16 protein-coding genes are annotated in these 19,989 nt (G+C 44.9%); 3 read left to right on the top strand and 13 right to left on the bottom strand.

Annotation, left to right across the window (positions count from 1 at the left end; all coding sequences use genetic code 11):
* Window positions 1–2: 2 nt before the first annotated feature.
* A complete protein-coding gene (gene fumC / locus COW20_09120) occupies window positions 3–1,400 on the bottom strand; it encodes a class II fumarate hydratase (GenBank protein PIW48517.1) in 1,398 nt (465 codons plus the stop codon).
* Between the two features lie 132 nt (window positions 1,401–1,532).
* Between fumC and COW20_09115 the strand changes: the two genes are divergently transcribed.
* Entirely contained in the window at window positions 1,533–2,372 is an 840-nt protein-coding gene (locus COW20_09115) for a hypothetical protein (protein PIW48516.1), read from the top strand.
* Here the strand turns inward: COW20_09115 and COW20_09110 are convergent.
* Together COW20_09110 and COW20_09105 are read right to left on the bottom strand one after the other, a co-directional pair.
* Window positions 2,340–3,527: a hybrid sensor histidine kinase/response regulator gene (locus tag COW20_09110; protein PIW48515.1), complete on the bottom strand. Its 1,188-nt coding sequence runs from the start codon at window positions 3,525–3,527 to the stop codon at window positions 2,340–2,342. The genes COW20_09115 and COW20_09110 overlap by 33 nt on opposite strands.
* A gap of 656 nt (window positions 3,528–4,183) precedes the next feature.
* A complete protein-coding gene (locus COW20_09105; protein PIW48514.1) occupies window positions 4,184–4,399 on the bottom strand; it encodes a hypothetical protein in 216 nt (71 codons plus the stop codon).
* Window positions 4,400–4,536: 137 nt separating this feature from the next.
* On the opposite strand from COW20_09105, the gene COW20_09100 reads away from it, so the two are divergent.
* A complete protein-coding gene (locus COW20_09100) occupies window positions 4,537–7,389 on the top strand; it encodes a hypothetical protein (protein ID PIW48513.1) in 2,853 nt (950 codons plus the stop codon).
* Here the strand turns inward: COW20_09100 and COW20_09095 are convergent.
* Genes COW20_09095 through COW20_09050 form a run of 10 tightly spaced genes read right to left on the bottom strand, consistent with a single transcriptional unit; the run spans window position 7,384 to window position 18,243 of the window.
* Window positions 7,384–9,009 (bottom strand): hypothetical protein, encoded by a 1,626-nt coding sequence (locus COW20_09095; protein ID PIW48512.1) that lies wholly within the window; start codon window positions 9,007–9,009, stop codon window positions 7,384–7,386. The genes COW20_09100 and COW20_09095 overlap by 6 nt on opposite strands.
* Window positions 9,006–10,103 (bottom strand): chemotaxis response regulator protein-glutamate methylesterase, encoded by a 1,098-nt coding sequence (locus COW20_09090; GenBank protein ID PIW48511.1) that lies wholly within the window; start codon window positions 10,101–10,103, stop codon window positions 9,006–9,008. The genes COW20_09095 and COW20_09090 overlap by 4 nt, the downstream gene beginning before the upstream one ends.
* On the bottom strand, window positions 10,100–12,262 hold the full coding sequence (locus tag COW20_09085) for a hypothetical protein (GenBank protein ID PIW48510.1): 2,163 nt from the start codon (window positions 12,260–12,262) through the stop codon (window positions 10,100–10,102). Before COW20_09085 ends, COW20_09090 begins: the two co-directional genes overlap by 4 nt.
* Entirely contained in the window at window positions 12,259–13,878 is a 1,620-nt protein-coding gene (locus tag COW20_09080) for a methyl-accepting chemotaxis protein (protein PIW48509.1), read from the bottom strand. The genes COW20_09085 and COW20_09080 overlap by 4 nt, the downstream gene beginning before the upstream one ends.
* Window positions 13,879–13,882: 4 nt before the next feature.
* A complete protein-coding gene (locus tag COW20_09075; GenBank protein PIW48508.1) occupies window positions 13,883–14,470 on the bottom strand; it encodes a hypothetical protein in 588 nt (195 codons plus the stop codon).
* Window positions 14,467–15,921 (bottom strand): hypothetical protein, encoded by a 1,455-nt coding sequence (locus tag COW20_09070; protein ID PIW48507.1) that lies wholly within the window; start codon window positions 15,919–15,921, stop codon window positions 14,467–14,469. The genes COW20_09075 and COW20_09070 overlap by 4 nt, the downstream gene beginning before the upstream one ends.
* Window positions 15,918–16,391 (bottom strand): hypothetical protein, encoded by a 474-nt coding sequence (locus COW20_09065; protein PIW48506.1) that lies wholly within the window; start codon window positions 16,389–16,391, stop codon window positions 15,918–15,920. Before COW20_09065 ends, COW20_09070 begins: the two co-directional genes overlap by 4 nt.
* Before the next feature lie 2 nt (window positions 16,392–16,393).
* A complete protein-coding gene (locus COW20_09060) occupies window positions 16,394–16,864 on the bottom strand; it encodes a response regulator (GenBank protein ID PIW48505.1) in 471 nt (156 codons plus the stop codon).
* A gap of 4 nt (window positions 16,865–16,868) precedes the next feature.
* Complete coding sequence (locus tag COW20_09055; protein ID PIW48504.1) at window positions 16,869–17,330, bottom strand: hypothetical protein; 462 nt, start codon at window positions 17,328–17,330, stop codon at window positions 16,869–16,871.
* Window positions 17,317–18,243: a PAS domain-containing sensor histidine kinase gene (locus tag COW20_09050; protein ID PIW48503.1), complete on the bottom strand. Its 927-nt coding sequence runs from the start codon at window positions 18,241–18,243 to the stop codon at window positions 17,317–17,319. The genes COW20_09055 and COW20_09050 overlap by 14 nt, the downstream gene beginning before the upstream one ends.
* A gap of 683 nt (window positions 18,244–18,926) precedes the next feature.
* On the opposite strand from COW20_09050, the gene COW20_09045 reads away from it, so the two are divergent.
* Window positions 18,927–19,985 carry a hypothetical protein gene (locus tag COW20_09045; protein PIW48502.1) on the top strand — a complete coding sequence of 353 codons (1,059 nt, stop codon included), beginning with the start codon at window positions 18,927–18,929 and terminating at the stop codon, window positions 19,983–19,985.
* Window positions 19,986–19,989 lie beyond the last annotated feature (4 nt).

Raw genomic sequence — 19,989 nt, 5'->3', positions numbered from 1 at the left:
TTTTACTCTCCGTGACCCAGCATTTTGTGGGGCTGAACATGCTCACGGAAAAGTGCTTCGGTAACAAAGCCCAATTCCAGACCGGCTTCGAGCAGGGTCGTGCCATCGTGGTGGGCCTTGAGGGCAATCTTGGCAGCCTTGTCATAGCCAATGGCAGGGGCCAGGGAAGTCACCAGCATCAGTGATTTGTCGAGCAATTCACTGATACGGGCACGGTTGGGTTCAATGCCCACTGCACATTTATCATTGAAAGCATGGCAGGCATCGCCCAGTAGACGAATGCTCTGCAGCAGATTGTGAATGATCAGGGGTTTGAAGACATTCAGTTCAAAATTACCCGAAGCGCCGCCAATCGCCACAGCCGTATCATTGCCAATCACCTGGGCACAGACCATGGTCAGGGCTTCGCACTGGGTGGGATTGACTTTGCCCGGCATAATCGAACTGCCAGGTTCATTTTCGGGGATTGAAATTTCACCAATGCCGCAGCGGGGGCCACTGGCCAACCAGCGGATATCGTTGGCAATTTTCATCAGGGCACAGGCGGCTGTTTTCAATGCTCCGCTCAAAGCCACCAGCGGATCATGACAGGCCAAACCCGCAAATTTATTAGGTGCGGTCACAAAGGGCAGCTCAGTCAAACGGGCAATTTCTTCAGCCACAGCCTTGGCATAGCCTTTGGGTGCATTCAAGCCGGTTCCGACAGCCGTCCCACCCAAGGTGAGTTCATACACCTGGGGCATCATGGCCTCTACAGTGCGAATCACGCCATCGAGCTGGGCGGCATAGCCAGAGAATTCCTGCCCCAAGGTCAAGGGGGTAGCATCCTGCAAATGGGTACGGCCAATTTTCACAATCTCTTTATATTCGGTGGCCTTGGCGGCCAAGGTTTGCTGCAAAAGGCGCAGATTGGGAATCAGATGATGCTGTACCTGTTCTGCCGCAGCCACATGCATAGCCGTGGGAAAGGTATCATTTGAAGACTGAGAATGATTCACGTCGTCATTGGGGTGAATGGGAGCTTTGCTACCCATCACGCCGCCAGCAATTTCAATCGCACGGTTGGAGATCACTTCATTGGCATTCATATTGGTCTGGGTGCCGCTGCCGGTCTGCCAGACCACCAGAGGGAAATGGGCATCCAATTTGCCCTCAATCACTTCATCTGCCACCTGTTGAATCAGAGCAGATTTTTCAGCATCCAGCACGCCCAGATCGGTATTGACCTTGGCTGCCGCTTTTTTAATAATCCCAAAAGCCCGGATAAATTCACGCGGGAAGCGTTCGCCCCCGATTTTAAAATTTTCAAAAGAACGCTGGGTTTGTGCGCCGTAATAACAATCAGCGGGTACGGCCACTTCGCCCAAACTGTCTTTTTCCATGCGGATATTTGGTTCCATTGGAGTATCCTCGAATTTTTGATGAAAGACTGACTAAAAGGATGACTTTATTTCTCATCCCCATCATGCTACCATGCGTTCTAGAACCCTCCCAAGACAATTCGACCACAATAGACTTTAAGCTAGAGCGCAATGACAGAAAAAAAAATTCTTCTGATAGATGATAATGAAATAATCTGTGAGTTGGTTACTGAACTCTTGGCTGATATCCCTGTCGAGATTCAAACAACAACCGATGCACGAGAAGGTTTGCGTCTAGCCATGAGTATAAAACCTGACTTAGTGCTTCTCGATATTGATTTGCCTGAAGTCAATGGCTTAGATCTCTTACAACAAATTCGTAATATGCAGAGCACCCGACATTTGGCTGTTGTCATGCTGACCGCAAATGAGCACATTGCAAGTATTCAAAGAGCAAGTGAACTTGGAGTTTTGGGCTATATTCTCAAACCCTTTAAACAGAGTTATTTTTTGGAGCGTTTATCTACATTTTTAGGGCTATCACTGGAGTTTGAAAACAAGCCAACGAAGACAAAAGACAACCGTGAAACAGGCAAAAACGTGAACGAAAAAGCCCATGCCATCAAAACAAAAAATTTACTTGTGATTGATGATGAGCCCAGCTTTGGCGAATTGATCGGTAGCATTCTCAAAGATACACTTTTTGAGGTTAAAATGACATCAGATCCACATGAAGGTTTAAGATGGGCGATGACGCAAAGCGTGGATGTAATTCTTTTAGACTTAAATATGCCTGAAATAACTGGAGCCCAGATTGGCAAACAGTTAAAAAAAATGCAAACCACACAAAAAATACCTATTTTAGTGATCAGTGGCTATCCCCAGTCTTATGTCGAAAAAGAGCTTGCAATAATAGGTGAGACCAACTTCTTGGAAAAACCCTTTACCCCCCAACAACTCATCACAGCTCTGAGCAAATTAATTGGAAAAACTGTTTACTGGCAAATTTGAAGTCACTTCAAACCCAGACACCGGTATGACAAACTCAAACCGCGAGCCTTTGCCGATTTGACTACTCACCCCAATCTTTCCGCCATGCGCCTCCACTACCATACGACAGAAAGTTAAACCCAAGCCTGTTGAATATCTTCGGTTTTCTTGCCGAAGTTCTGCTTGGCCAAACTTTTCAAAAATTTTTGTTTGAAATTCTTCGGGAATACCAGCCCCTGAATCCTGTACTGCCACGATCAGCATTCCCGCCTGCAATTCAGCCTGAACTTTGATTTCTCCTCCGCGCGGAGTAAATTTAAGCGCATTGCTCAAAAGGTTGATCACCACCCGACGGACTAAATCATGGTCAAGAAAAACTGGTGAAGGAGACACTGGCAACTCACAACTCAAAACCTTGTTAATAAACATACCCTCCATTGCTTCCGTGGCTTGCAAAATAGTTTTAGATATATCTTGTGAGCTACGAAACAAAGGCATCTCTCCATTTTCCAATTTATATACATCCAACAGCTCACTAATCATATCTATCAATATTTGCGAACTCTGGAGGGCCAAATTGAGATACCGTTCTTGTTTTTCATTGAAATTATCCGTAGTTCCCTCTAAAAGAGAAAGGTAGCCAACAATCCCCGACAAAGGAGCCCTTAAATCATGAACAACCATATGCAAAAGATTGTCCCGCTGTTCTTCCAATTCTTGCTGACGTTTTAAACTGGTTTGCAAGACTTGATTTTGTTGACTGAGATGTTGATTCAAATGACGCAAAGCCAAATGAGTCTGAATGCGCATCTGCACTTCTTCAAATTGAAAGGGCTTGGTAATATAATCAACTCCACCCACATTAAAAGCCCGTACCTTATCCAGAACCTCATTGAGAGCACTAATAAAGATAATCGGAATATCTTTTAATTCTGGATGCGCTTTAAACGCCTCACAAACCTCATAGCCACTCATTTCTGGCATATTAATATCAAGTAAAACCAAGTCCGGTGGGCGTGTTTCTGCTCCACGCAAAGCCAGTTTTCCACTAGAAACGGGACGCGAGTTATAGCCTTTAAGCCGCAAAAAATCAGATAAAACCTTCAAATTTTGCGGAGTATCATCAACAATTAAAATATCAACTTTTGATTGTTCCGTCATCAAGGTTTCGGACATATAAACTCCTGAAAAGGATAAAATCTTAACAAACCTTATTGCATAGATACCGATCTAACTATCGTACACTTCAGTGTCAAAGAAGCAAATCACACGACTCCCATGCCATCCCCGAGGAGTCTGTAAAACAATTCTAATTCAGCGTCATTTTAATCTCAGAGAAAACCTCCGTTAATTGTAGAAAATCAGATACGCATCACGCATTCTTGATTAAATATAAGGCCAAATTTTCACGGATGATACAGGATTGCTCATGGACTTTGTTTGAAAAAACTTTTTTCTGACAAACCAAAAACTTGGAATAGCCATCGTATTTACTTGTCCCTCTACCTAGGCCCGCTCTTCTTTCATCACGTTTCCTGCTGAGATTGTACTGAATTTATCTCAGATTAGGAACAAAATACAATGCCGATTCTATCTCAATTTCTAGGTAACAATATTACTTTGCATAGAATGCACAAAATTCACATTAAAAACAACAAACATTTACTTTCGTGTCCCATTTACCTCGTTTATATCAAATAAAAAAATAGATTTCCATCCCCCATTGGGGGATTGACAAAACAACAATTCAATGATAATTATTCACAAGGTTTTTTCTATACATCATTTTGCAAAAGCTCAGTCTCATCTCTAGATTAGAAATCAGGTCGGCATCACTCATTCATTTTTTCAAAAATCTCAATTAAATGCTCAATGACGTTGCGACATAAAAAAACAAACATTGGGGACAAAGCCATCCAGACCTGTTGGAACTTGCCATACACGAAGATCACCCACGTGTTCGGGAACGCGGCTTTGCGCTTCCCCCCTTGTACTACACCAGCCAGGTCTTTTAAATAAAAGTTTTTAGAGCTGTCATTAAAAGGCATTTTCGAAGAGAAACCGTTTAAGCCGAAGGCGTTTTCAAGTTAGCAAAATCCCCGATTAAACGAAACAAAAATATGTTATGGTGTTTCTATCCTCTAAATAATAGAGAATTACGGTTGAAACAAGGAATATCAGGGCTGTGAATTCTCCTATTTCCATTTTACTTGTGGATGATGATGAAGAAGATTTCCTAATTACAGAAAACCTTCTCTTAAAATCCAATCATTTCAAGTACCAAATACAATGGTGCTCAAGTTATCAGGCTGCACAAGCGGCCCTACATACTCACACCTTTGACTTGGTCTTGGTCGATTATTTCCTTGGAAACAAAACAGGCATCGACTTTATCGCAGAGAACCGAGATGCGGGAATTTGGATCCCCACCATTTTGTTGACCGGCCTGGGGACTTACGATACAGATCTCAAAGCCATGCAATCAGGAGCTGCCGACTACCTCAATAAAAATACCTTGACCAGCTCCGATTTAGAGCGTTCCATTCGCTATGCCCTTCAACAATTTCAACACCAAAACATGCTCAGAGAAAGTAAACAGCGCTTCAAACAATTGGCAGAAGAACTGGAGCAAAGAGTCGAAGAGCGTACCCATGCATTGAATCAGATCAATCAAGAATTACAGACTAATCAAAAAAAATTACAGTTACTTTATACCCTTTCAGATCAAGCCCATCAAGAATGGTCGTTAAGTGACTTATTAAAAAACACACTGCAAAAAATTGCTGATTACCTCAATTCATTGTGCGCTGCCATTCATATCCCTCCTCAGTCGCCATTGCTTTCACTGCTAAACCCATCTGTCCCCTTGTTTTATTGCCCAACCCAAGCCAATCAAATGACCTGTGAACATCATCACCAGTGCAAAGACAGGCTTAACGCTGAATCTTTTCTCCGCGAAGGCGAACAATACATTCATCAAGACAGAATAGACACCCTAAACAATAATTTTTTTCCAGAAAATACTTTGATCCAACCTGTTTCATGGAAAGAAGACTTGCTTTTCAGCATGTTTTTCATTTTAGCCCCAGAAGATCGAGCTGACCCAGATTTACCACAGTTAATGACCCAAGTTACCCATCAAATTAGCAATATGTTGCAACAATTTGTGAATATGCAATTGATCAAAGAAAATGAAGAACGTCTAAAACAATTCATGGAAGCCATTCCTGTCGGCATATTTGCCTTGAGCGCCGACGGCACCCCCTTCTACGCCAATCGCGGTGCCCAAGAATTATTAAAATTGCCCTCCCAACTCGATATTCCTTTGCAAAACCTATTTGAAACCCTCCCCATTTACCGTGAAGGCACCGCCGAACCCTACCCCTATGCAGAAACCCCTTGGCAAAAAGCCCTTGGCGGCCACGATTCCTCTGTCGATGACCTGGAAATTCGCTTAACGGATCAGCCACTCAGCCTGCAAGCCTGGGGGCGCTCTGTTCGAGATATTCAAGGCAATCTGCGCTACGCCATTGCCACATTTGCAGATATTTCTGAAATCAAACAAACGCAAAGAGACCTGATTTTGGCACGCCAAAAAGCAGAAGATGCTAACAATGCCAAGAGTGCTTTTCTCGCCAATATGAGCCACGAGATTCGCACCCCGATGAACGCCATTTTGGGTTTTACCCAATTATTGCAAATGGATTCCACCCTCAGTAAAGAACAGCAGCAAAAACTCACGGTAATTCTGCAAAGTGGAGAACATCTTTTGCGGTTGATTAGCGACATTTTGGAGATGTCGAAAATTGAAGCCGGACATGTGAGTTTGGAATTGGAGTCTGTCGATATTTATCAAATACTCTCAGAATTAGAAAGCATTTTCAATGCCAAAGCTTATGAGAAAAAATTGGATTTCTCTGTTTCTTCCTCATTAAACATGCCGCGTCATTTTAAACTCGACAAACAAAAATTACGCCAAATACTATTTAATTTACTCTCCAATGCGTTTAAGTTTACATCTCAAGGACAAATCGAGCTGTTTTTGAGAGTCAAACCCAAAGACCCACATTTCTATGAACTAACCTTCAAAGTTCGAGATACTGGCCTGGGAATTCCCCCAGAAGAACAAGAAAAGGTCTTTCAAAACTTTGAGCAAACCAGCAGTGGCAAACAGGTTCATGGGGGCACAGGGCTGGGGCTGGCCATCAGTCAACGCTTTGCAAAACTGATGGGGGGAGAAATCAGCTTTGAAAGTCAGGTCAATCAAGGCTCTTGCTTTTCATTAAGCCTTATGGCCTCTCTGTCAGAAACGACAGCGACAAAAGCCCAAGAAGAGACCGTTCTTGCCAACCCTGTTTTTGATTTCGGCCATTTACATAGCCCCCATGCCTTGGTCGTGGATGATCAGATACACAACCGTGATATTTTGCGTCTGCTGCTGGAGCCCTATGGCTTTGTGGTTCTAGAAGCTGCCAATGGCCAAGAAGCCTTGGATATTGTTGAAGAAATTAACCCTGATGTGATTTTCTTGGACATGAGTATGCCAATCATGGATGGTTTAACTTGTCTCAAGCACTTGCGCGAAAACCCTGACACCCAAGATATTTGTATCATCATGATCACGGCGAATGCCTTTAGCTCGGATCAACAAACCTGTTTAATGGAGGGAGCCAATGCCTTTGTCTCAAAGCCCTATAAAAAAGAAACCATTATCGAATTGCTAAGCAAACACCTGAGCATCAAGACAACAACGGGAAACACTCAAATACCCATAGCACATCAAATCACCCCCTCTGCCTCAATTTCAGCCTTACAATGTGCAACAAATCTGCCTAAAGGGCTCTTAAAACAATTACTGGCTGCAGCCATTTGCAGCGATGAAGACCATTTTTTGCAATTAACTCAACGCGTCGAAAGCTATGACACAGACTTAGCACAGCAATTAATAAACTGGTTGCAAAACTACTACCATGAGCGCTTGATCACGTTTCTTGAAACCGCTCACGAATTGCAATTCCCCTCCTCAGAAAGCTCATGAATCAACCTGTGGATCTTTGGGTAAATTGAAAAAGAAAGTACTTCCAATCCCCACTTCAGACTCCAGCCAAATCTGTCCTTGATGAAGTTCAACAACTTTTCGGCAGATCGACAAGCCCATTCCACTGCTACGCCTTTTTTGCTCGGCACTTAAATGATAAAACATTTCAAAAATGCGTTGAAAATGACGAGCATCTATCCCAAAACCATTGTCCTGAACAGAAAAAACCCATACATTTTCAGTCTCTTGAACCTGAACGCACAAGCTGGGAGCTCTATCAGCAGGGACAAATTGCAAGGCATTTTGAAACAAATGATGAAACAAAAGCTTCAAGTGATAGGCACTGGCCGTCAAAGTTGGCAAAGGTGCACTTACCTGAAGTCGAGCAGCAGGAAACAGCGGTACCAGTGGCGCCCAAACGTCCGAAATCAACTGTGCCACCTGAATTGACTCTGGTTTTAAAGCCTCGGTACTGGCACTTAAATAAGTTAAAAGACTTTGCAATTGCCGCTGCATGCGCTGGGTATTTTCGGTAATAAAGTCCAGATAGCGCTGTGACTTAGGCACAACTTCCACCGGCAAGCGATGTACCAGTAACTGGGAGTAATTGGTCAATAAACGAAGCGGTTCTTGCAGATCATGGGCTGAAATATATGCCAATTGCTCCAATTCGTGTTTAGATGCCTGCAATTTTTTGAGGGCGACGGCCAATTCTTCTGAAAGAGCAGCTCTGGCTTCAGCTTCCTCCTGCGATTTACGGGCATGTAAGGCTTCTTGCTCTTTGGCATGTATGATTTCTCTCATCAGGCGCTGATTTTCATCTTGGGAAAGTTTACGCCGCAAAAGTGCACGCACCCGCCCCTTTAACACCGAAATATCGCTCGCTTTTCCAACAAAGTCATCAGCCCCTGCCGCCAAGGCCCGAGAAAGCTCCACAGGATTGTCATGGGCGGTGAGCATTAAGACCAAAATGGGATTGAGCTTTTGTTGAGAGATAAGACTGAGCTGTCGACAAACTTCAATGCCATCCAAACCAGGCATGACCAAATCAACCAACACGCAATCATAGTCTTCTGTTTCCAATTTTTGCAGCGCAACTTCCCCTGAATCAGCTTGCTCCACCAAATAACCCTCTTGTTGCAATTCTTCCACCAAATAAGTCAAATAAGTGGGACTGTCATCCACGGCCAAAATACGAGCCTGACGAAATGAAGAATCAGGTACGATCACTGTCTGACTCGAAAACTTCCGAAAGAGGGCATGGATCCGCAAAAGCAAAACAGTTTCATCTTCTGATTTCGGCAAATAGTCATCGGCCCCGCTGTCGAGGCCCTGTACCTCTGTCGCAGAAGAATCTGCTGCGGTCAACATCAAAACGGGCACATGGCGGGTAGCGGCTTTCATGCGCACCTGTCGACAAAAAGCATCACCATGCATACCTGGTAAAAAATAATCCACCACAATCAAATCGGGCATCAATTGATTGAGAAATTCCAACCCCTGCTCAGCCGTTTCTGCACGGGTTACAAACCAGCCTTCCTCTTCAAAGAACAAGGTGAATTTTAAGGCCTGTGTATCTGAATCTTCAACCAGCAAAATATGTTTTTCCGCAATACTCATGATCTTTGACTAGACCTCGTCGCTCTTGTTTTGACCAAAAACTGGAGATGGGAGGCCAGATCAGTGAGGGGCAAGAGGTGGCAGACAGCTCCCAGTTTGTCTGCCGCAGCGGGCATACCATAGACAATAGCTGTGCTCTCAGCCTCGGCCAAAGTATATGCCCCCGCATGGCGCATGGCCAATAAACCAGCCGCCCCATCATCCCCCATACCTGTTAAAACCAAACCAATGGCTTTTTTCCCCAGGGATTCGGCCAAAGAATGAAATAGAACAGTGCCAGAAGGGCGCTGATAGGACACTGGCTCATCCTCCACGAGGGTGATCTTGCCTTTTTGATATGCCAAATGCCGCTCTGGAGGAGCCAAATAGACATGATAAGGCAATGGGACCATGCCTTCTGTTGCCACAAGCACACGAAAAGGAGTGACACTGTTCAACCAATCGGCAAACCCAGCCAAGAAATGAGGTGCAATATGCTGAACCAACAAAATAGGCAGAGGAAAATGGGTCAATTGATTAAGCAAGGTAGAAAGGGCTTTGGGTCCACCGGTTGAAGCGGCGATCCCCAATACCTGAAAATCTGGCAACGCCCCAACAGTGATTGATCGGTGTAAATGATGAGCCGTGACATCCTTTTCTGAGAGTTCAGCAAATGTTCGCCCCAAGCGTTGACGAATGACTTTGACCTGACTCATGATCAACAATTGGGTACACAATTGCCGAGAACTTTGTTCAAATCGAGGATGAGAGACACCCACAGGTTTATCCAAAACGCAAAGCGCGCCTGCCCGAAGCGCATCAAAACTCAAATCCATCTCCTGGTTCTGCAATTGGGAAGACACCACCACAATCGGTGTGGGACAGGTTTGCATGATCTGGCGGGTGGTTTCCAGCCCATCCATACCTGGTAAACGGATATCCATTGAGATCACATCAGCGGGCTGCGACTTCAAAAAATCCAATGCTTTTTCTCCCGATGGTACCACTCCCAAAACATTCAAGCGTGTATCAGCATTAATAATTTCAGTTAAAAACACTTGCATGACAGGTGAATCTTCGACAATTAAAACACGCACAGTTTTGGCTTTGCTCATAAAAGCAGCTCTATCATTTCAAGTAATTCCTGTTGCTCAAATTTTTGTTTAACCAGATAAGCAGCAGCGCCCAATTCCAACCCTCTTTTCTGATCTTCGTAAGCGTTAAGTGAGGTCAAGACAATCACGGGCAAATCAACCCAAAGCGCATTTTGTTTGATCTGAGCCAAGAGTTCAAGCCCATCCATTTCAGGCATTTGAACGTCGGTAATCACAAGATCAAAATGTGTCTCTCGCAATTTTTTAAGTGCTTCATACCCATTCACAGCCACACTTACCTGATAACCCTGACTTTCTAAAATAGTCTTTTCAAGGGTACGGGTGGTGATCGAATCATCCACGACCAAAATCCGGGCCATCTGCGACTTTTCATTTTCGTGCCAGAGCAAAATACCAGAAGCCTGTGGTTCTTGTGTGAGTTGCCCGACAAAATGGGGGTTTAAGACGGGCACGGGATCGCCCTGAGCGGAGAGAGCGGCCCCCAGATAAAGCGGCAATTGGGCTGCGGGTCCGGTTAAGGGGCGAAGAAGGCTTTCTTGTTCAGCCAAAAACGCATCAAGCTGTAGGGCGATGGGCTGTGAATCGGTTTCTAAAATGAGTACAGAAAACGTATTTTCAACAATACCTGCCGCAGATTCCGGAAAAAGCAATTGATTGAGACTATAGAAAGGAATAGCGCGCTCATTCCACATCAGGGTCATTCGCCCTTCTATAGATGTCAGCCGGGTCTGTGAAATGCGCAAAAGCTGTCGAACCGCATAAGCAGGCAAAGCCAGTGTTTGCCCCGCACAAGAAAAAAGAAGCAAGCGATAGGTAACAATTTGCAAGGGAACTTCCAACTCAAAACACAGACCCGGATTTTGTTCTAACAACCGGTATTTGCCTTGTAAACGCGAAATGCTCTCAGCAACCACCGACAGTCCCATGCCCCTGCCTCGCAGCTCATTAACACCCTGAGCCGTAGAAAATCCTGGCTGAAAAATAGCTTCTCTCCAATTCTCTGAGGTCAAAAGTTCAGGTGACTTTTCGGCCAAACGCTGGCGAATTTGGCTCTCGTTTAGCCCCTGACCATCATCTGCAATTTGGATGATCAATTGATGACGGCGCACTTCCAAATGACAGCTGATTTTACCAATCGGGTTTTTTCCCTTCTGTCGCCGTTCTTCGGGCCATTCAACCCCATGGGCCAAGGCATTACGCAATAGATGCATCACAGGATCTTTGATCAATTGCAAAATGACCCGATCAGCTTCAATATCAAGCCCCGTAAACTGACATTGAATTTCTTTTCCCTGTTCTTGTGCGAGACGACGCAGCATTTTTTGAAATCCCTGAAAAACCGAACGAACTGGCTGCATACGAATCTCCCGGATATTCGACTGAAGGTACTGAACCTCTTGTAAAAGTTTCCAGGTACTTTGCTGTTGTTGGTGACGGCCTTCTTGACTTAATACGCTGAGTTCACGCAGGGTAGAGGACAACGCTTCGCGATGAACTGAAACAGGAACCTGCATTTGACATTGGCTCCAGTGTTTTTCAAGTGTTGCAATTTTTAGCAAAATTTCCCGCAAATTTTCCGCGAGCACATTTTGCTGCAAACTTTCAGCCATCAGACGATCTGATCTGTCCAACAAAATTTCGAGATGCTGTGAAGAAATCCTTACATACTCATCGTGAACAGCCTCGATCCGGTTTTGTATCAAACCCGATTCATTTTCTGGCAATATCGCAGTTTGAACATGGGCTCCTTGAGAGACTTCCCTCTCTGAGGATACGTTTTGAACAAGGGCCTTCTCTAAGTCCGCCAAAATAAGCGTGGGTTCAGGCAAAGGCTTTTGGGCCAATTGCGCACTGAGCCAATCTTCGCTGAAATCCAACCATTGGTGTAAGACTTTAGACACAGAAGACAAAGTCAATTCCTGGGCCTGAACTTTAGCAAAAATTGTCTCCACGAGATGTGCACCCTGTTCAAGAACAGCTAAATCAACCGCCCGGGCTGCCCCCTTTAAACTGTGAGCACGGCGAAAAGCTTCGTTCAATTGCTCAGAGGTAAAAGGCGTTTGACCTGCCTGATCTAAAAACTGACGAATGACCTGAAGGTGATCGGCATGTTCAGCGTAAAAAACCTGGAGTAAACGCTGGCGGAGCCGTTCATTCACAGGTGATACCTCGCCACCAATTGCTGTAGTTCTTGCCCCATGCGGTTGAGAGAATTGCTGGCCTGATTTAATTGCTGGGTGCCTGCAGCAGTTTGTTCTGTGCTTTGACGAATATCTAACAAAGCCTGAAAGACCTGTTCAAAGCCCAATTGCTGTTGATTTGTAGCAGCTACAATTTGTTGAAAGGCCTGAATACTCTGCTGAGTGGTATCTGCCATATGTCGGATCGTGTTTTCAGACACCTCCATCTGCTGCCGCCCCTTTTCAACCTTTTTAACGGCTTCTTCTGTCAACATCACCGCTTTACCAATTCCCCGCTGAATGTCTTCAAGAATGGTGCGCACCTGACGGGTAGAGTCTTTGGCCTGATTGGCCAAATGTTTCATTTCATTCGCCACCACCGAAAAACTGTTTCCCTGTTCACCAGCGGCTGCGGCTTCAATCGCTGCATTCAGCGCCAATAAATTGGATTGCTCAGCAACCTCAGTCACAAGTGCAATAATATCTCCCACTGCACGGTTTTTTTCACTAAGATTCACAATATTTTCTGCTACTTGATTGACCTGAAAACGAATTCCTTCAATATCAGTAACCGTCTCGGTAACAGATTGAAGACCTTTTTCTGTAATATTCACCGTAGATTCAGCCTCTGCGGCCACATGCCGGGCCCGTTCCGAAATTTGTGCGCCACTCTGTCGCACCTCTTCCATTGTGGCCGTGGTCTCCTGCAAAGCCGTAACTTGTTCCTGGGTACTGGCCGATTGCTGTTGGGTAGAGGCCATGATTTCAGAGGTAGAGGCTGTCAAACTGCGAATACCCTGAATATTTTGTTGCATAATCTCGCGCAATCCCAACTTCATCTGATTGAAGGACTCAGTGAGTTGCCCTACTTCATCTTGAGAGCGCACCTCAATGGCTTCACCACTGAGATCGCCATTGGCCACTTTTTTGGCCTGTTCAGCCAGATTGAGCAGGGGGCGACTAATGGCTCGGGAAATCAGCCAATTGAGCAAAAGCCCAATCACAGCAACAGCCAAACTAAGCAATATCGAATTGCGGATCATCTCATCAATTTTACTTTGTGCGTTCTGTGTGTAAAGATCTGCAATGTCTCGGGTAAGCTCATGCAATTCCAAGTTTATTTTTTCAATCCCAATGACCCTTTGAGGAAACTGCGGAGCTTGCGGCGACAAAGCCAAAAAAACAGTTTCTTGCTCAGCTATTTTTTGAATTAATTTTTTGCTCTCTTGCAGTTTAATGCGAATCTCAGCTGAAGGTGCTGCCTCGACCCGAAAAGTATCCTTGCCGTTCAGTCGGGTCAAGATCTCTCCTCCTGTCAGAAGTGAGTCTGCGGTTTGTATGAATTGGTCGCGCCAATAGCGATAGTCATTTTTTTGTTTGAGACTGGCCAAAAACAGATCTTTGACATACCACTGATTCAATGCCCGCTGTCGCACAACCACATGAATCACTTCAGCATCACTGCGTCGCTCATACTGTGAGAGAACCACATAACTGAGAATAAACCCAATCGCCAGAATAAAAATCAGCGGAATCAGTGCCAGTTTAACCCCCACACTTTGTCGGCCAGACAAGAAACCCGATCTCTGCTCCATTGTTCTACTCCTGTTCTTGATAAGAGGCTAAAGAAATACTCTGTAAAAGCGGTGCATGGCTTAAAGCTGAAAGATTTAAAATCTGAACATCACCAACCAAACCTTGTAGAAAGGGAGCCTTTGGACAAGGGATCAGAGCTTGTTCTTCGAAATGAAGAAAATCCCCAATGGCATCTACCCGCAAAGCCACAGGGGGAACGCTGCGAAGAAAAAGAAGGTAGCCCTCACCACACCTCGAAGGATGTGCAGAAAGCCCCAACAGATCTGCCAGTTCTAAGACAGAAACCATCACTCCTCGCTGATTATAAATTCCCAATAAAGAGGGAGGAGCAAGGGGCAAAAAAGTGCAGGTCTTAAATGGTGCAATTTCTTTGAGTTGAGTCAAAGCCAAAGCATAGCGCTCCGTTTGCAATTGGCAAACCAAAAATGTTTTTTGCGACTTCTGCACCAGTTGTTTGCGATCAGCCAATTGTTGTGCGCGCCGTTCCAACAAATCTGGCCAAAATTGGATCTCACGCGAATTATGTTCAGACAATTGACTCTGATTATCAAGCAGTCTTTGATTCAAGGTCTGCCAATCAATTTCGCTCATGCAATCTCCTTCTGCTGTAAAAGCAAAACAGCTTTCAGTTGCGCCACGGTCCACTCATCAGAATCCGCGAGAAAACTTTCTTCTGGATAAAGTTTTAACAAACCCAAAGCATTTCGAAATGCTTTGCGGGCCACCTGGGTTTGTCCTAACTGCAGCAAAAGCAATCCCTGATGATAATGCGCCAAAATATGCTTGTGATCCAGATATAAAACTTGTTTTAAAGCCTGCAATGCATCCAAAGCTTGTCCCTGCGCATTGAGAATCAAAGCCAAATAATAGTAACCGGAAATATTCAGGGGTTCCTGGACCAGAAATTGACGGCAAAGCGCTTCTGCTTCATCCAATTGACCGGAATCTGCCAAGCGACGAATCGTCGCCAAGGATTCGGGTTTTAAATGAGTCTGTGACTCTGTCGGAGTAGACCGTTTAGGGGGTTGCGTCTCAGACAGAAACAAAGGCAAACCTGGAACAGAAAACGGTAAACCTAAAGATTCGCTTTGCCGTGAAAAAGCCGATGATACTGGAGTGGAAATCTGATCAGACTCAAAAGGAGGAGAATTTAGCTCAAAAGAAGACGATTTAAAGTATCTCACAGCGCGATTTTTTTTGAAACAGCTCAAACGCGAAAGTGCGTGAGGCGAAAACGGTTCGCAAGAAAGCGGGCTCAGTTCAGCCGGCCCCAAAATGAGCCACCCCCCTGGCTGCAATGCCTCATAAAAAGCCGAAATTAAACGTCGATAGGTAACTTGGTCAAAATAAATCAGAACATTGCGACAGAAAATAACATCAAAACCACCTGGAGGAGCCATGCTCAAGATATCATCATGAATTAGGTTGTGAACACGATAGTGAACGCACTTGCTATAGCTCGGCAATAAATGCCATTCTTGATTTTCTTGGCGAAAATATTGCGCTAAAAATACTTCAGAAAGATTGCGAAAAGACCATTTCCGATAAGCGGCCTTTTCTGCCTGTCTGAGAAAATCTCGGTTGATATCAGTTCCCAACAGGCTCAAATCCCAGGTTTGCAGCAACGGAAAGGACCGCTGTAAAAGAATAGAAATCGAATAAAGTTCTTCTCCTGTGGCACAACCAGCACTCCAAATAGCCAGACGTTGACGCGCCGCACAAGAGCCATGGATCAATTCAGGCAAAATTTGCTCACGCAAGGCATCAAATTGCTCATGATAGCGAAAAAAATAAGTTTCCCCAATGGTCAATTCTTGAATCAAACGTTCACGCTCATCTTTGCCTGCATCGGTCTCTAAAAAATCAAGATAATCCCCGTAATCCAAGCGCTGGGTTTCATTGAGGCGCCGAGAAAACTTAGAAGCCAATTCACTGTCTTTATTAGAATAAAAAGCCAAGCCTGTCTGCGCTAAAACATAGGCTTTGAGTCGCTTAAAATCAGGATCGTCTGAAGAGGTTTGGTTAGAAACCGATGACTTCATGGGGACTCCGGCGCTAAATCAGACAAACGCGCCTGCAATATTTCTTGTAAAGCCACCATTCGGAGCCGTTCTTCTTGTAAAAGCAGCTGGCTGATCTCAAGCAGGGCAATTTCACACCCCTGATAAGAACTCAGACCAGATACACAATTATTGAAACTATGCCCCGGATTCACAGGAACAGGTTCTGAGAGTTGCGCCAAATCTAAAACCCTATTCACCAAACATAGCCAAGGATGGTGTGCCAAACGCAGAAGGTGTTGATCAATCGTCAATGGCTGTGGCGATTGCTGAAATACCCTTCCCAGATCCACCACAGGCAAATACTGATCCTCTAATTTCACAAAGCCAGCCAAAATAGCAGGCATCCCCGGTGGTAAGACTAAACTCGGCATTGCCAAAATTTCTTTGATTTCACGCTGTGGCAACGCACAGTTCAATGCCCCAACCTCAAAGATTACAGACATTTTCATGGCTAACTAGAACCTGAGGTTCCAAAAGCTGGATTGGGCAATTGGGCCACCTGCCCCCAAAAATGGCTTATGTTCCGCAACATATTCATCAGCTTGTGAATACCCGAAGGTTTAATGATATAACAGTTGCCCCCCTCTAAATAGGTAAAGTTGATATCAAAGCGGGCATCTGAAGTGGTCAGAATCACCACAGGTAAATGACACAATTCCTGATTTTCTCGAATCGCTTTCAAAACTTGCCGCCCGTCCATTCGGGGCATATTCAGATCCAAAAGAATAAGATCTGGAACTTTGGCCGTCTGATAAGGAGGGGCCTGTTGGAGAAAGGCCATTGCTTCTACCCCATCAGAAACCCGGCTCAACTGGATATCTGATTCGATTTCCTCCAGAAGATCCTCAATAATGAAAGCATCGCCCTCATCATCGTCAACCAAAAGCACGTGAAACGATGATGAAGAAGTATTCTCTGGCATATCCTCATCTAGCCCCTTCCCTATCAGGTAAAACAGCAAAATTTAACCAAAAATCGAAAATAGCCGACACACTTTGTGAAAAATCTTTGGGCTCTAAAGACTTTTTAATATAACAATTACAACCTAAACGATAGGCATCTAAAACCACCCAAGCAGACTCAATGCTCGTTAAAATCACAATCGGAATAATCCCAAAACGCGGTTCTGCACGAAGTTTCTTTAAAATTTCGAGGCTTTGAACACCCGACAATTTGAGGTCGAGCAGAATCAAATCAGGTCTCAGGCCTGGGGTCTTCTGCTGTTTTAAATACTGAATCGCTTTTTCACCACAGTCAAAGGAAATTAAATGAACAGGAATTTTTTCAGATTCAACTACATCCTCAATCAGAGCCATATCCAGGGGCTGATCCTCGATCACCAATACAGTATAGTTTTTAGAGGGAGAAGACATCTCAGTCTGATACATGAACAGAGCCCTCCTCTTTCAAAATGGGCAAAGAAAAGAAAAATGTGCTGCCTTTTCCCACAGCAGACTCAGCCCAGATCTTGCCCTTGTGCTGAAACATAATTTTTTGACAAATCGCCAAACCAATACCAGTACCTGGGTATTCACTTTTATTGTGCAAACGATGAAAGGCATCAAAGATAGACTGGGTGTCTTCAGGAGAAAATCCAATCCCATTGTCTCGAATGCTCAACAACCACTGATCCGATTTTTGTTCACAACCCACAAAAATCTTGGGGGCCTCAACACAAAACTTGAGCGCATTGCTCAACAAGTTTTGAAACAATTGGCACATTTGGGTGGGATTGGCCAAGACAATAGGCAAAGGGGTTTGAATCTCAATTTCGGCCTGAGTCTCTTGAATTCTCAGCTCTAAGTCTTCGATAGCCTGTCGCAAAGGCATATCGAGGCTTAGTCTTTGTTGAGGTGCATTACGCATTGAACGCGAGTAAAGCAACAGATTCTGCAAGAGAGCCTGCATGCGTTCGGTGCCATCAAGAATATATTTCATATATTTAAGTGAGCGCGAATCCAATTGGGATCGACTGTGCTCCATCAGCATTTCACTGAAATTTTTGATCTTGCGCAAAGGCTCTTGTAAATCATGAGAAGCAATATAGGTAAACTGTTCCAATTCCTGGATTTTTAACTCCATTACCTGTAACCGATCAACCTGAGAAGAAGCTTCTGACAAAGTCTCAACAGCAGAGACAGTTTCACGACCTTTTTCAAGTTTAAGTTGCAATTCAGCATGAAGGGCTTCTAAGGCTTGAAGTTCATTGGATTGTTGCAAATACTTTCGCTCAAGCTCTTGGTACAAAACCTGAAGTTGAAGTAAATCCGAAGTTAACTCAAAATTGCTCCAGCTCAGCACAGTAAAGCTCTCCTTAATAATCAGGCTTACCGACTCTCTTTTCTCTTCCTATAACAAAATAGCAAGGCAAAGAGAATAGGGGTAAAACCTACAGTATTAAAATAACGCGTTCCTTAAACATCGCAGTATTGGGTTCATTGTCAGCATTTCTTTTGGCATTCACTTTAGATATAAGATCTTGATATTACTTTCATCACTGCGAAAATCCCATCGATTAACATCTATCATATTCTGGTTAATCCGAAAGGTCAAATTCTAATATTATTACCAGAGATGAAGCTCCTGTAATGTACTCAAACAAAAACCCCAAGCGGCTAAATGACGGGCCAAAGGACTTGTTTTCTTTCCATCATGCCCTGAAAATACCTATATATTAGTTCAGGAGAAAAACGCATGTATAAACGGCTTGCGATTGATGATGATCCGGGCATCCTCGATTTGGTTCCACAGCTGTCGCTGTGCGTTTAGAAAAACAAAAATCCTTTGCTGCACGCCCAAAATCTGAATCATTGGGGGGAAACCAAGTCCAATACACAGACTAACCCACTCCAAAATAGAGATGAAATCCAAAGATGTTTTGTGTTAGGATGAGCTTGTTAAAAGCAGGCATTTTGAACAAAAATGGGGCTCCATCTGTCTAGGCCTGTGTACATTTATCGAAGTTGAATGCCAAGGAGAAACCAATGTTCAAACCTTTCGCAACGCTTGCCCTGGGGCTTTCCCTCAGTCTCAATACCCTGGCCCTCAGTGGCTGTAAGGGCAAAGAAGAAAAACGCACCTATGTGCCCAAGAAAACAGAAGATGTTTCTGTGGTGGCCAATAATGTCGGCGACAGCCTGGATTTAAGCCAGTTACCCGCCCTCGTACGTCAGGCCAAAGATGGGGAAGACCTTGAAAAATTACTCAACTCCTCAGGCGTCAACAATCTGGATCTGAATCAAGACGGCAATGTCGACTATCTCAACGTTGAAGAATTCCGTGAGAATGGCCAACAGGGCTTCGTGCTTTTTACCAATGAAAACAATCAGCGTGAAGATATTGCCCAGGTCATGATCAACAAAACCGGGCAGAATGCTGAAATTGCTGTACAGGGCAGCCCCAATTATTACCCTGAGCAAACCGTTCACCGTTCTCATTTCCCCGTGGGTGAAATTCTCCTGGCCGCCTGGCTCTTTAATCTGACCCGCCCCCGCTATTACCATCCCCCCTATTATTTTGGCTACTACCCCCGTTATTACCGCGGTGTGCATGTCATTCCCCGTACTGCTTACCGCACCCGTTTGGGCAGCAGCACCTATCGCACTCGCTATGGCAGCAGCCGCCCCGTCACAAGCACCCGCTCCACCGGGCGTTTTGGCTCCAGTAGCTTTGGGGCCAGCAGCAGCAGAACCCGTACCACAACCACCACTCGCAATGGCATGAACCAGTCCCGCAATTCACTTTCTAATGTCAATGGCAGCAGCTTTAACCGCACCACCAATAAACGACCAGCGGGCTCTGGCAGCACCACCGGCTCCAGCAGTTTTGGCTCCAGCTCCAATCGCAACCGCAGCACCTTCGGAGGCAGCAGCAACCGCAGCACAGGCTCCAGTTTTGGTGGTTCCTCCAGCCGCAGCTCAACCGGGTCCAGTGGCTTTGGTTCCAATTCCAGCCGCAGTCGCAGTTCCAGTGGCAGCAGCTTTGGCAGTTCCTCCAGCCGCAGCCGCAGCTCAAGTGGCAGCAGCAGCCGGCGTCGGCGTTAAACCC

Source organism: bacterium (Candidatus Blackallbacteria) CG13_big_fil_rev_8_21_14_2_50_49_14 (assembly GCA_002783405.1).
Lineage (GTDB): Bacteria > Cyanobacteriota > Sericytochromatia > UBA7694 > UBA7694.
This window is presented reverse-complemented; position numbering and strand designations above follow the sequence as displayed.

Excerpts from the sequence above, each read along its gene's own strand:
- fumC (PIW48517.1), bottom strand. The coding sequence starts at position 1,400 with ATGGAACCAAATATCCGCATGGAAAAAGACAGTTTGGGCGAAGTGGCC.
- COW20_09115 (PIW48516.1), top strand. The coding sequence starts at position 1,533 with ATGACAGAAAAAAAAATTCTTCTGATAGATGATAATGAAATAATCTGT.
- COW20_09110 (PIW48515.1), bottom strand. The coding sequence starts at position 3,527 with ATGTCCGAAACCTTGATGACGGAACAATCAAAAGTTGATATTTTAATT.
- COW20_09105 (PIW48514.1), bottom strand. The coding sequence starts at position 4,399 with ATGCCTTTTAATGACAGCTCTAAAAACTTTTATTTAAAAGACCTGGCT.
- COW20_09095 (PIW48512.1), bottom strand. The coding sequence starts at position 9,009 with ATGAGTATTGCGGAAAAACATATTTTGCTGGTTGAAGATTCAGATACA.
- COW20_09090 (PIW48511.1), bottom strand. The coding sequence starts at position 10,103 with ATGAGCAAAGCCAAAACTGTGCGTGTTTTAATTGTCGAAGATTCACCT.
- COW20_09080 (PIW48509.1), bottom strand. The coding sequence starts at position 13,878 with ATGGAGCAGAGATCGGGTTTCTTGTCTGGCCGACAAAGTGTGGGGGTT.
- COW20_09075 (PIW48508.1), bottom strand. The coding sequence starts at position 14,470 with ATGAGCGAAATTGATTGGCAGACCTTGAATCAAAGACTGCTTGATAAT.
- COW20_09070 (PIW48507.1), bottom strand. The coding sequence starts at position 15,921 with ATGAAGTCATCGGTTTCTAACCAAACCTCTTCAGACGATCCTGATTTT.
- COW20_09065 (PIW48506.1), bottom strand. The coding sequence starts at position 16,391 with ATGAAAATGTCTGTAATCTTTGAGGTTGGGGCATTGAACTGTGCGTTG.
- COW20_09060 (PIW48505.1), bottom strand. The coding sequence starts at position 16,864 with ATGCCAGAGAATACTTCTTCATCATCGTTTCACGTGCTTTTGGTTGAC.
- COW20_09055 (PIW48504.1), bottom strand. The coding sequence starts at position 17,330 with ATGTATCAGACTGAGATGTCTTCTCCCTCTAAAAACTATACTGTATTG.
- COW20_09045 (PIW48502.1), top strand. The coding sequence starts at position 18,927 with ATGTTCAAACCTTTCGCAACGCTTGCCCTGGGGCTTTCCCTCAGTCTC.